The organism is Pseudorhizobium marinum (assembly GCF_000705355.1).
In the GTDB taxonomy this organism is placed as follows: domain Bacteria; phylum Pseudomonadota; class Alphaproteobacteria; order Rhizobiales; family Rhizobiaceae; genus Neorhizobium; species Neorhizobium pelagicum.
The window spans coordinates 61,446-73,988 of the sequence record NZ_JMQK01000006.1 but is presented as its reverse complement, the minus strand read 5'-3'; the positions used below and the strand labels follow the sequence as shown (position 1 = coordinate 73,988).

Annotated in this window: 12 protein-coding genes; 10 read left to right on the top strand and 2 right to left on the bottom strand. The window is 65.2% G+C overall.

Annotated elements, in window-relative coordinates; translation table 11 throughout:
• The first annotated feature begins 7 nt into the window (after positions 1-7).
• From radA to cimA, 9 genes are all read left to right on the top strand, one after another.
• Positions 8-1,408: a DNA repair protein RadA gene (radA, locus tag EO99_RS0109680; protein ID WP_029618443.1), complete on the top strand. Its 1,401-nt coding sequence runs from the start codon at positions 8-10 to the stop codon at positions 1,406-1,408.
• A gap of 87 nt (positions 1,409-1,495) precedes the next feature.
• On the top strand, positions 1,496-2,098 hold the full coding sequence (locus EO99_RS0109675; RefSeq protein WP_029618442.1) for a CvpA family protein: 603 nt from the start codon (positions 1,496-1,498) through the stop codon (positions 2,096-2,098).
• Positions 2,099-2,233: 135 nt separating this feature from the next.
• The gene (gene purF, locus EO99_RS0109670) at positions 2,234-3,724 is read left to right on the top strand and encodes an amidophosphoribosyltransferase (RefSeq protein WP_029618441.1); all 1,491 of its coding nucleotides are present in this window, start codon (positions 2,234-2,236) and stop codon (positions 3,722-3,724) included.
• 100 nt (positions 3,725-3,824) lie between these two features.
• Positions 3,825-4,565 carry an SDR family NAD(P)-dependent oxidoreductase gene (locus EO99_RS0109665; protein ID WP_029618440.1) on the top strand — a complete coding sequence of 247 codons (741 nt, stop codon included), beginning with the start codon at positions 3,825-3,827 and terminating at the stop codon, positions 4,563-4,565.
• A 200-nt stretch (positions 4,566-4,765) separates the two neighbouring features.
• Entirely contained in the window at positions 4,766-6,256 is a 1,491-nt protein-coding gene (gene cysS / locus EO99_RS0109660) for a cysteine--tRNA ligase (RefSeq protein WP_408002867.1), read from the top strand.
• Positions 6,253-6,738 carry a GFA family protein gene (locus EO99_RS0109655; RefSeq protein WP_029618438.1) on the top strand — a complete coding sequence of 162 codons (486 nt, stop codon included), beginning with the start codon at positions 6,253-6,255 and terminating at the stop codon, positions 6,736-6,738. Before cysS ends, EO99_RS0109655 begins: the two co-directional genes overlap by 4 nt.
• A gap of 132 nt (positions 6,739-6,870) precedes the next feature.
• The gene (locus EO99_RS0109645; RefSeq protein ID WP_029618437.1) at positions 6,871-7,347 is read left to right on the top strand and encodes a GFA family protein; all 477 of its coding nucleotides are present in this window, start codon (positions 6,871-6,873) and stop codon (positions 7,345-7,347) included.
• Positions 7,337-8,305, top strand: coding sequence for a prolyl aminopeptidase (gene pip / locus EO99_RS0109640; RefSeq protein ID WP_029618436.1), 969 nt, complete (start codon positions 7,337-7,339; stop codon positions 8,303-8,305). Before EO99_RS0109645 ends, pip begins: the two co-directional genes overlap by 11 nt.
• Positions 8,302-9,918: a citramalate synthase gene (gene cimA / locus EO99_RS0109635; RefSeq protein ID WP_029618435.1), complete on the top strand. Its 1,617-nt coding sequence runs from the start codon at positions 8,302-8,304 to the stop codon at positions 9,916-9,918. Before pip ends, cimA begins: the two co-directional genes overlap by 4 nt.
• On the opposite strand, the gene EO99_RS0109630 is transcribed toward cimA, so the two are convergent.
• A complete protein-coding gene (locus EO99_RS0109630; protein ID WP_029618434.1) occupies positions 9,919-10,800 on the bottom strand; it encodes a protein-L-isoaspartate O-methyltransferase family protein in 882 nt (293 codons plus the stop codon).
• A gap of 138 nt (positions 10,801-10,938) precedes the next feature.
• Here EO99_RS0109630 and rarD point away from each other — a divergent pair, with 138 nt between their 5' ends.
• Positions 10,939-11,850, top strand: coding sequence for an EamA family transporter RarD (gene rarD, locus EO99_RS0109625; protein WP_029618433.1), 912 nt, complete (start codon positions 10,939-10,941; stop codon positions 11,848-11,850).
• Positions 11,851-11,868: 18 nt separating this feature from the next.
• Here the strand turns inward: rarD and EO99_RS0109620 are convergent, their stop codons facing one another.
• Positions 11,869-12,474 carry an LOG family protein gene (locus EO99_RS0109620; protein WP_081852019.1) on the bottom strand — a complete coding sequence of 202 codons (606 nt, stop codon included), beginning with the start codon at positions 12,472-12,474 and terminating at the stop codon, positions 11,869-11,871.
• Positions 12,475-12,543: the final 69 nt, after the last annotated feature.

Here is a 12,543-nt window from a genome sequence, read left to right as displayed (position 1 = left end):
CTGAACCATGGCAAAAGCAAAGACCCAATTCATCTGCCAGAACTGCGGCACGGTGCACAGTCGCTGGGCCGGCAAGTGCGACGGCTGCGGCGAGTGGAACACCATCGTCGAGGAAGATCCGATGGGCGGCATCGGCGGCGGGCCCGGTAAGGTGCCGAAGAAGGGGCGCGCCGTCACACTGACCACACTGTCTGGCGAAATAGAAGAAGCGCCCCGCATCCACACCGGCATCTCCGAGCTCGACCGGGCAACCGGCGGCGGCTTCGTGCGCGGCTCGGCCGTGCTGATCGGCGGCGACCCGGGGATCGGCAAGTCCACCCTGCTGATGCAGGCGGCGGCAGCGCTGTCGCGGCGTGGCCACCGGATCATCTATGTCTCGGGCGAGGAAGCCGTGGCACAGGTACGGCTGCGGGCGCAGCGGCTCGACGCCGCGGACACCGAGGTGCTGCTGGCCGCGGAAACCAACGTCGAGGACATTCTCGCCACGATCTCCGAGGGCAAGCGGCCCGACCTGGTGATCATCGATTCGATCCAGACGCTGTGGAGCGACACGGCGGATTCGGCGCCTGGCACCGTGACCCAGGTCCGGACCGGCGTGCAGGCGATGATCCGGTTTGCCAAGCAGACGGGTGCCGCCATGGTGCTCGTCGGCCATGTGACGAAGGAAGGGCAGATCGCGGGTCCGCGCGTCGTGGAGCACATGGTCGACGCGGTGCTCTACTTCGAGGGCGACCGCGGCCACCAGTACCGCATCCTGCGCACCGTCAAGAACCGCTTCGGCCCCACCGACGAGATCGGCGTCTTCGAGATGTCGGACAAGGGGCTGCGGGAGGTTACCAACCCCTCCGAGCTCTTCCTCGGCGAACGCAACGCGAAATCGCCGGGCGCGGCCGTCTTTGCCGGCATGGAAGGGACGCGACCGGTGCTGGTGGAGGTTCAGGCGCTCGTGGCGCCGACCTCGCTCGGCACGCCGCGACGGGCGGTGGTCGGCTGGGATTCGTCCCGGCTGTCGATGATTCTTGCCGTCCTCGAGGCCCATTGCGGCGTCCGGTTCGGCCAGCATGACGTCTATCTCAACGTCGCCGGCGGGTACCGCATCTCCGAACCGGCCGCAGATCTTGCCGTTGCGTCGGCACTGGTCTCATCGCTTGCCGGGGCTCCTTTGCCTGCCGATTTCGTCTACTTCGGCGAGATCAGCCTGTCGGGTGCCGTGCGGCCGGTGTCGCAGACGCCGCAGCGGCTGAAGGAGGCGGAAAAGCTCGGTTTTGCCGGCGCCATGCTGCCGGCCAGTTCGGCGGAGCTGCCGAAATCCGGCAGCCGCTGGACCGAAATCGAGGACCTGCCGGACCTCGTCAGCCGTATCGCCGGCTCGGCGTCGAAGCTTGCAAGGCCGCAGGAAGAGGATTGATCTTCCGTTACCCGATGCGCTGTTGTAAGAGACTGCCGGAATGCCAAGGGCCGTGAGAGCGCGGCCAAGTCCTGGAGTACGTCCTACATGCCCATCACGATCTTCGACGGTATCGTCATCGGCGTCACGCTGTTTTCAGCGGTGCTTGCCATGGTGCGCGGGTTTTCGCGCGAGGTCCTGTCGATCGCCAGCTGGGTGGGTTCGGTTGCCGCTGCCTACTACCTCTACCCGCTGCTGGTGCCCTATGCGCAGAGCTATACGACCGACGACCGCATCGCGATCGCGGCTTCGGCCGGGATCATCTTCATCCTGGCGCTGATCCTGATCTCGTTCATCACCTCGCGGATTGCCGATTTCATCATCGACAGCCGTATCGGCGCGCTCGACCGCACGCTCGGCTTCCTGTTCGGTGCCGCCCGCGGCATCCTGCTGCTGGTCGTTGCCGTCGCCTTCTGGAACTGGCTGGTGGACGTGCGTTCGCAGCCGGACTGGGTGCGGGACGCCAAGTCCAAGCCTTTCCTCGACACGCTGGTCGGCCGCCTCGAAGCCGTGCTGCCGGAAGACATCGAGCCGCAGATCCGCGCCCGGATCACCGGCCAGGAGACGGCACCTGTGGATGGCGCACCGACCACCGGCCAGCCTCCGGCAGAAAGCGCTCCCGCCGAAGATGCACCTGCGCCAAACAATTGACGATTTGTTGCGGTTGATGCGCGGTCACGCATCACCATTTGTGCTATTATTCGAGAAGTCACAGGAACGGGCTGGCAGCGTGACATGATCCACGCCGGCCAGTTCTTTCATTTTCCGAAAGGCAAGGTCCCGCAGATGAACGAGCCGGTTTCGCAGTCGATCGCCGACGAACTTGATGGTGACACGCTTCACGAGGAGTGCGGGGTGTTCGGCATCCTCGGTCATCCCGATGCAGCGGCACTGACGGCACTGGGCCTGCACGCCCTGCAGCACCGCGGCCAGGAGGCCGCCGGCATCGTCTCCTTCGACGGCACGCGCTTCCATTCGGAGCGGCGCATGGGCCTGGTCGGCGACCATTACACCGATCCGGTAACGCTGGCGAAGCTGCCCGGTACCATTTCCATCGGCCATGTCCGCTATTCGACCACCGGCGAAGTGGCACTGCGCAACGTGCAGCCGCTGTTTGCTGAACTGGAAGTGGGCGGCATCGCGATCGCACACAACGGCAACTTCACCAACGGGCTGACGCTGCGGCGCCAGTTGATCGCCGGTGGCGCCATCTGCCAGTCGACGTCCGACACCGAAGTGGTTCTGCATCTCATCGCCCGGTCCCGCTACACCTCGACGGCCGACCGCTTCATCGACGCGATCCGCCAGATGGAAGGCGGCTACTCGATGGTTGCCATCACCCGCACCAAGCTGATCGCCGCCCGCGATCCCACCGGCATCCGGCCGCTCGTCATGGGCGAGCTCGACGGCAAGCCGATCTTCTGCTCCGAGACCTGCGCTCTCGACATCATCGGCGCGAAATACGTCCGCGACGTGGAGAATGGCGAAGTCATCATCTGCGAAATCCAGGCAGACGGCTCGGTCACCATCGACGCGCGCAAGGCCGGCAACACGCAGCCCGAGCGCCTCTGCCTGTTCGAGTACGTCTACTTCGCCCGTCCCGATTCCGTTGTCGGCGGCCGCAGCGTCTATGTCGCCCGCAAGAACATGGGCATCAATCTCGCCCACGAAGCACCCGTCGATGCGGATGTGGTCGTCCCGGTTCCCGACGGCGGCACCCCGGCGGCGCTCGGCTATGCTCAAGCGAGCGGCATTCCGTTCGAGTACGGCATCATCCGCAACCATTACGTCGGCCGCACCTTCATCGAGCCGACCCAGCAGATCCGCGCCTTCGGCGTGAAGCTGAAGCATTCCGCCAACCGGGCGATGATCGAGGGCAAGCGCGTCATTCTCGTCGACGATTCGATCGTCCGGGGCACGACCTCGCTGAAGATCGTGCAGATGATCCGCGAGGCAGGCGCCAAGGAAGTGCATCTGCGCGTTGCCAGCCCGATGATCTACTATCCGGACTTCTACGGCATCGACACGCCGGACGCCGACAAGCTGCTCGCCAACCAATACGACAGCCTGGAAGCGATGTGCGCCTATATCGGTGCCGATTCGCTGGCGTTCCTGTCGATCAACGGCCTCTATCAGGCGGTCGGCGGCGAGGATCGCAACCCCGCCCGGCCGCAGTTTACCGACCATTATTTCACCGGCGACTATCCGACACGGCTCCTCGACAAGAGCGGCGAATCCATGGGCAACAAGATCTCCATGCTCGCCAGCAACGGCTGACCGGCGACAAAAAGCACGGTTTCCATCCCGGCTGAAAGGCTCTAGAAGGTCGCGGCGACGCGGCCTTCTTCCGTGTCGGAAGGCACGACGGAGCGGGCAGATGGACATCAATCTCAAGGACAGGATCGCGCTGGTCACCGGCGCATCGCGCGGTATCGGCTATTTCACGGCGCTGGAGCTTGCCAAGGCCGGCGCTCATGTGATCGCCTGCGCACGCACGGTCGGCGGGCTCGAGGATCTCGACGACGCCATCCAGGCGGCTGGCGGTTCGGCAACGCTGGTGCCTTTCGACCTGACCGACATGACTGCGATCGACCGTCTCGGCGCCTCCATCCACGAGCGCTGGGGCAAGCTCGACATCCTGGTCGCCAATGCCGGCATCCTGGGCGTCATCTCGCCGATCGGCCACATCGAGGCGAAGGTCTTCGAGAAGGTCATGCTGACCAATGTCACCGCCACCTGGCGGCTGATCCGCTCGGTCGAGCCGCTGCTTCTGAAGTCCGACGCCGGCCGCGCCCTGATCCTCTCCTCCGGTGCCGCCCACAAGTGCCGGCCGTTCTGGGGCGCCTATTCCGCCTCGAAGGCAGCCGTCGAGGCTCTCGCCCGCACCTGGGCGGCCGAGCAGCAACGCAAGCCGTTGCGCGTCAACGCCATCGATCCCGGCGCCACCCGTACCGCCATGCGTGCGCAGGCGATGCCGGGCGAAGACCCGACGACGCTGCCGCAGCCTTCCGAGGTGGCGAAAGCCATCCTGCCGCTTGCCTCGCCGGAGATGCAGGAGACGGGCCGGCTGTTCGTGGTGCGCGACAACAGGTTCGTCGATTACCGGATGCCGGAATAAGGCATCACCGCAAGCCCGCGGGCTTCTCCTGCGGGCTTGACCGGCTGCCTCCGCCGCGCCATAACTTGCCGCATGAAAACGGCGATTTCCATCTGCGGGATCATTATTCGCTAGCGCATCCGCTGGCCTGGCCGTTCTCGTCTTTCGAAAATCCTTGAAGACAAACGTCCCGGCCCCGCCGGACGCTTGCTTTGGGAGACATTTCGATGAGCACCACGCTCAAGCTCTACAATACGCTGACCCGCGAGAAGGCCGAGTTCGAGCCGATCGATCCGCAGAACGTGCGCCTCTATGTCTGCGGCCCGACGGTCTATGACTATGCCCATATCGGCAACGCCCGCCCGGTGATCGTCTTCGACGTGCTCTTCCGGCTGCTGCGCCACATCCATGGCGCCGAGCACGTCACCTATGTCCGCAACATCACCGACGTCGACGACAAGATCAACGCGCGTGCGCTGCGCGACTTCGGCACCGGGATCGCCGATGGTTCGATGTCGCTGAACGAGGCGATCCGGGCGGTGACCGGCAAGACGGAGAGCCAGTTCCATGCGGATGTCGCCGCACTCGGCTGCCTGACGCCGACCGCCGAGCCGCGCGCGACCGACAATATCGACCAGATGGCCGTGATCATCCAGCGCCTGCTCGACCAGGGACATGCCTATGTGGCGGAGGGTTCGGAGGGGCACGAGGTGCTGTTTTCCACCGCCTCCATGGCGGATTACGGCATGCTGTCGAAGCGCAAGCTGGAAGACCAGCAGGCGGGCGCCCGGGTTGCCGTGGAAGGCCACAAGATGAACCCGGCCGATTTCGTGCTGTGGAAGCAGTCGGCCGACACCGAGCCCGGCTGGCCGGCGCGCTTCACCTTCGAGGGCGAGAGCATCGCCATCTACGGCCGTCCCGGCTGGCACATCGAATGCTCGGCCATGGCCGACCGCTATCTCTGGGAAGAGATCCAGGACCGGCTGTCGCCAAAGGCCAAGGCGCGGCCGCACCAGTTTGACATCCACGGTGGCGGGCTGGACCTGATCTTCCCACACCACGAGAACGAGATCGCCCAGTCCTGCTGCGCCTTCGACACCGACCACATGGCAAGCGTATGGATGCACAACGGCTTCCTGCAGATCGAGGGCCGCAAGATGTCGAAGTCGGAGGGCAATTTCTTCACCATCCACGACCTGCTGCATACGGAGACGTTCGGCGGCCGCAAGTGGCCGGGCGAGGTGCTGCGGCTGGCGATGCTGATGACGCACTACCGCGAGCCGATCGATTTTTCGGTGAAGCGGCTGGAGGAGGCCGAGCGGCTGATCGCCAAATGGCCGGCGATCGAGGCTGTCGCGGGTGAACCCGATCCCGCCGTGCTCGCGGCCCTTTCCGACGACCTGAACACCGTGGCGGCGGTGCAGGCGCTGCATGCGCTTGCTCAGGCCGCCAATGCCGATCCGGCGAAGCTTTCCGCCTTCGCCGCCAGCGCCACCCTCCTCGGCATCCTGCCGAAGAAGGCGGAAGTGGACGGCGCCGTTGCATCGGCGGTCGATGCGCTCGTGCAGATGCGCCTCGAAATGCTGAAGGCAAAGAACTTCGCCGAGGCCGACAAGATCCGCGACGATCTTGCCGCCAAGGGCATCCAGCTGAAGGACGGCAAGGATCCGGCCACCGGCGAGCGGGTCACGGCCTGGGAGGTCAAGCGGTGACCGAGATCCATAGCGGGGGGTGCCAGTGCGGCGCGATCCGCTTCCGCATCACGGGCGTACTGGAGGACAGTTCGATCTGTCATTGCCGGATGTGCCAGAAGGCCTTCGGCGGCTATTATGCGCCGCTGGTCAATACGCGGGGCGCAGAGCTCGTCTGGACGCGCGGGGCACCCAAACATTTCCAGTCGTCGAACCATGTCCGGCGCGGATTCTGCGAGAACTGCGGCACGCCGCTGACCTACGAGGCGGCGGATGGCGTCGCGATCGCCGCCGGGGCCTTCGACGATCCGGCCAGCGTGCCGCCGCGCATCCAGTTCGGCGTGGAGGGCAAGCTGCCCTTCGTCGATCGCCTGCACGCGCTGCCGGCGCGCGACACCATGGACGATATCGCGGCGGCGCCATTTCTGGCAGACATCATCTCCTACCAGCATCCCGACCATGAAACCGACAACTGGGACAACGAAAGCTGGCCGAAGGAGTAGGACGATGACGCAGGACCCGAACCTGAAGATGCCGAAGTGGCTGCTCTACGGGCTGATCACCAAGGGGCTCGTCGTCGTGCTGATCACCGCTGCCGTTCTGGCTTACGCATTCCTGGGCTGAGGAGAGACGACTTGGAGGAGATTTTCACCGGGGGATGCCAGTGCGGCGCCGTGCGGTTCAGGGCGGAGAAGCTCGGCCGGCCGTCGATCTGTCATTGCCGCATGTGCCAGAAGGCCTTCGGCGGCTTGTTCGGTGCGCTGGTGACGGCCGATCAGGCGCATCTGACCTGGACCCGCGGCCAGCCGAGCCTGTTCCGGTCCTCGGCCAAGGTGAAGCGCGGTTTCTGCGCCAAATGCGGCACGCCGCTGACCTACCACCATCCCGGCGGCGTGGAGCTTGCCATCGGCGCCTTCGACCAGCCGGAACGGCTGGAGCCGCAGGTGCAGGTCAACCACGACCAGCGGCTGCCGTGGATCGACCATCTGTTTACGAAACCCGCCGTCAGCACACCGGAGATGGAGGCCCATTTCGCCTCCGTCGTCTCCTACCAGCATCCCGATCACGACACGGCCGTCTGGCCGCCGGAGGACGACAACGATGACCCATGACCTGCGCGGCTTCTATCCCGAGATCGAACCCTACGAGAGCGGCCATCTCGACGTCGGCGACGGCCACCGGGTCTACTGGGAGCGGGTCGGCACGAAGGGCGCCAAGCCCGCTGTCTTCGTGCATGGCGGTCCCGGCGGCGGCTTCGGCCCCGGCAACCGCCGGCTGTTCGATCCGGCACTCTACGACGTGCTGCTGTTCGACCAGCGCGGCTGCGGCAAGTCCACGCCCTATGCCTCGCTGGATGCCAATACCACCTGGCACCTCGTCGCCGACATGGAGAAGCTGCGGGAGATGATGGGGGTCGAGACCTGGCAGGTGTTCGGCGGATCCTGGGGCTCCACGCTGGCGCTCGCTTATGCGCAGACGCATCCGCAGCGGGTGTCGGAGCTTTTGCTGCGCGGCATCTACACTCTGACGCGGGCAGAGCTGCTCTGGTACTACCAGTTCGGCGTCTCGGAGATGTTTCCAGACAAGTGGGAGCGCTTCATCGCGCCCATTCCGGAGGCCGAGCGCGGCGACCTGATGGCCGCCTACCGCACCTATCTGACCGGCGACGACGAGGCGAAGAAGCGCGAATGCGCCGTCGCCTGGAGCACCTGGGAGGGCGAGACGATCACGCTCCTGCCCAACCCCGATTATTCTGCGCATTTCCATGACCCCGACTATGCGCTCGCCTTTGCCCGCATCGAGAACCATTACTTCGTCCATGCCGGCTGGCTGGAGGAAGGACAGCTGCTGCGCGATGCGCACAAGCTGAAGGACATTCCGGGCGTCATCATCCATGGCCGCTACGACATGCCCTGCCCGCTCAAATACGCCTGGCAGCTGCACAAGGCCTGGCCGAAGGCGGACTTCCATATCATCGAAGGTGCGGGCCACGCCTATCTGGAGCCCGGCATCCTCGACCAGCTGATCCGCGCCACCGACCGCTTTGCGGGAAAGGCCGCAGACCGATGACGCGCGAACGCATCTACCTTTTCGACACGACACTGCGTGACGGACAGCAGACGCCGGGCATCGACTTCTCGGTCGAGGACAAAATCGCCATCTCCGGCATGCTGGACGGCTTCGGGTTTGATTATGTCGAGGGCGGATACCCGGGCGCCAATCCGACCGATACGGCCTTCTTCGCCGAGAAGCGCACCAACAAGGCAGCCTTCGTCGCCTTCGGCATGACCAAGCGCGCCGGCATCTCGGCCTCCAACGATCCGGGGCTCGTCACACTCCTGCAGGCAAAAAGCGATGCGATCTGCTTCGTCGCGAAAAGCTGGGACTATCACGTCGAGGTGGCGCTCGGCTGCACCAACGAGGAGAACCTCCAGTCCATCCGCGAGAGCGTCGAGGCGGCGCGCGCCGCGGGCAAGGAGGCGCTGGTCGACTGCGAACATTTCTTCGACGGCTACAAGGCCAATCCGGACTATGCCCTGGCCTGCGCCCGAACCGCCCACGAGTCTGGCGCCCGCTGGGTGGTGCTTTGCGACACCAATGGCGGCACGCAGCCGGCGGAGATCCGCGACATCGTCGGCGCGGTGATTGCCGCCGGCATTCCCGGCGCGGCACTCGGCATCCACGCCCATGACGACACGGGCCAGGCGGTCGCCAATTCGCTGGCCGCCGTCGAGGCGGGCTGTCGCCAGATCCAGGGCACGCTGAACGGCATCGGCGAGCGCTGCGGCAATGCCAACCTGGTGACGCTGATCGCGACGCTGTCGCTCAAGGACGCCTATGCCAGCCGTTTCGAGACCGGCATCGATGCCGAAGGGCTGGGCGGACTGACCTCGCTCTCGCATGCCTTCGACGAGCTGTTGAACCGTTCGCCAAACCATCAGGCGCCCTATGTGGGCGCATCGGCGTTCGCGACTAAGGCCGGCATCCATGCCTCGGCGCTCCTGAAGGACCCGCGGACCTACGAGCACGTTCCGCCGGAAAGCGTCGGCAACTTCCGCAAGGTGATGGTCTCCGACCAGGGCGGCAAGTCGAACTTCATCAACGCCCTGAAGCGTCGCGGCATTGCGGTCGCCAAGGACGATCCGAAGCTCGACCGGCTGATCTCCATCGTCAAGGACCGCGAGTCGACGGGCTATGCCTACGAGGGCGCCGACGCCAGCTTCGAGCTTCTGGCGCATCGCACGCTCGGCACCATTCCCGATTTCTTCACCGTCGACAGCTTCCGGGTGATGGTGGAGCGCCGCTTCGATTCCAACGGCCGCATCAAGACGGTCTCGGAAGCGGTGGTGAAGCTCGATGTCGATGGCGAGCAGGTGATGTCGGTGGCGGAGGGCGACGGCCCGGTCAACGCGCTCGATCTCGCGCTGCGCAAGGACCTTGGCAAGTATCAGGCGGAGATTGCCGACCTGGTGCTGGCCGACTTCAAGGTGCGCATCCTGAACGGCGGTACCGCCGCGATCACCCGGGTGCTGATCGAATCGAGCGACGGCGACGGCAGCCGCTGGTGGACCGTCGGCGTCTCGGAAAACATCATCGATGCCTCGTTCCAGGCGCTGATCGATTCGATCGTCTACAAGCTGATGAAGAACCGCGATCTCGCGGGCCGGATGGCGGCGGAGTAGTCAAGGCTCCGCCTTCGACAGTCCCCAGTCCGGCTCGGAATACCATTCCTGCTCCCCGTCCTGCGCCTCTCGGCGCCAGCGAAGCTGCCGGACCTCACGGGCGATCCGCCGCCGGAATGCCGCCTCCAGACCCTTGTGGCGACCGGGCGGCGGTGGCTCCTGACCTTCCGCCCAGATGAAGGAGACCGGCTGCAGGAAGCGGGCGCCGAAGCCGCTGTCCCGCCGGTCGACAAGCAGGAAGCCCGCCATCCGCGAGGCGCCAAGCGGTTTGCCGGCATCATCCAGAGCGGGGACACCCAGAGGGAAGAGGAGCCGCCCGCCCGGCGCCAGATTGTCGATCCAGGCGGCCGGCGGATGATCCAGGGCGAAGTTGGCGTAGATGACGTCCACTTCATGATCGGGGAGCAGCGTCGCGTCGCCCTCCACCACCTCGACATTGGCATGGTCGCGGAGATTGTCGCGGGCCCGCGCGGCGAGCACCGGATCGTATTCGACGGCCAGCACATGGCCGGACGGGCCGACAAGCTCCGCCAGGATGGCGCTGTAGTAGCCGGTGCCGGCGCCGAGGTGGGCCACGCGCTCGCCGGGGCGGATCGCGAGCTGGTTCAGGGCCGAGGCATGCAGCGAGGGAACGCCGTTGTTGACGTGGCGGGTGCGGTCGAGCGCCACCAGCATGTCCTGGTAGAGGACCATGGGATCGTCGGAGGCGAGCTCCCGGTAGCGCGAGAAATCATTGTAGAACCAAGGCGGAGGCTCGAGATAATCCTCTCGTGCGACCCTGGCGAAGGCGGCCAGCAGGGCAGGATCGTCGGTGACGCCGGCCTTCGCCAGGACATGCCGGGCGAACAATTGTCGATGGATCGGCTGCTCTTCGAAGCTCATCCTGCCCCCAACACGATCGGTGCTTTTGCGCTGGATAAATTCATGACCGCGATCAACGCTTCACGCAAATGAATTGGTTCACCGTCCGGCATGGGAGTAGATCGGGCGATAATCAGAACAAACGATTGGAAACACCCGATGGCCACCAGTGACGCGCCCGTTCCGGCGAAGAACGAGGATTCGCCGCGCGGCTTCGCCTTCGCACTGACGGCCTATTTCCTGTGGGGCTTCCTGCCGATCTACATGAAGGCAGTCTCCCACATGTCGCCCTTCGAGGTGCTGGCGCACCGCGTCGTCTGGTCGGTGCCGATCGCCGGACTGGTGCTCTTTCTCCTGCGCCGGACCCAGGACCTGAAGGTCGCCTTCCGGTCGCCGCGCATCCTCATGATGGCCGGCCTCACGGCGGCGCTGATCACGGTGAACTGGGGGATCTACGTCTGGGCGATTTCCGTCGATCGCGCCCTTGATACGGCGCTCGGCTATTTCATCAATCCGCTTTTCAGCATCTTCCTCGCCGCGGTGCTGCTCAAGGAGCGCCTGCAGCCGGTCCAGCTGGTGGCGATCGCGCTCGTCGTCGTCGCCGTCGTCATCCTGACCTTCGACGCCGGTGGCCTGCCCTGGGTTTCGCTGGCGCTGACCTTCAGCTGGGGCTTCTACGCCTTCTTCCGCAAGACGCTGCCGGTGGGACCGAACCAGGGCTTCTTCCTCGAGGTGCTGATCCTCAGCCCGCCGGCCCTGCTCTACATTCTGTATTCGGAAGCGACAGGCACGGGCCACCTCTTCAACGGCAGCATGTCCGATACACTGCTGCTGATCGGCAGCGGCATCATCACGGCCGGACCGCTGATGATCTACGCCAATGGCGCGAAACTGCTGCGGCTGTCGACGATCGGCATCATGCAGTATGTGGCGCCGACCATGATCTTCCTGATCGCGGTCTTCGTCTTCCACGAGTCGCTCAGCACGGTGAAGCTTTCCGCTTTCGTGCTGATCTGGGTGGCCCTGGCCATCTACAGCTGGGGCCTGCTGCGAGGAAGCCGGGGACGGTAGAACCGGCCTCCCGCCCGATCAGAGGCGGGAGATCAGGTCCTCCTGACCCTGCGGCGGGGTGCGTCCCTCGCTGCGATCGAGGATGGCAGGCACGATGTCGGCGACCTCGTCGATCACCATCGGCTGGACCAGGTGCGCACGGTGGATGAAGCCCTGCTCGCGCATGTGGTCGACAAGGTCGAGCATCGGATTCCAGAAGCCGCCGATGTTGGCGAAGACCATCGGCTTCTCGTGGCGGCCGAGCTGTCCCCAGGTCATGATCTCGACGATCTCCTCCAGGGTGCCGATGCCGCCCGGAAGCGTCACGAAGGCATCGGAGCGCTCGAACATGGCGTGCTTGCGCGCATGCATGTCCTCGGTCACGATCAGTTCGTCGAGTTTGGTCAGCGACTGGCGGGTCGCCTCCATGTCGACGAGGAATTCGGGAATGATTCCCGTCACCCGGCCACCGTTTTCCAGGACGCCGGCAGCCACCGCGCCCATGATGCCCTTGGTGCCGCCGCCGTAGACCAGGCGCAGCCCATGCGCGGCGATCGATTTTCCGAGCGCGCGGCCGGCGGCGATATAGGCGGGGTCGCGGCCCGGCTGGGAACCGCAATAGACGCAGATGGACTGAATGGGCACTATCAACTCCAGGAGATTTCGCTGAGGACGAGCCGCGGCAACGACTCCACGCCAAAGTGACGGGAAACA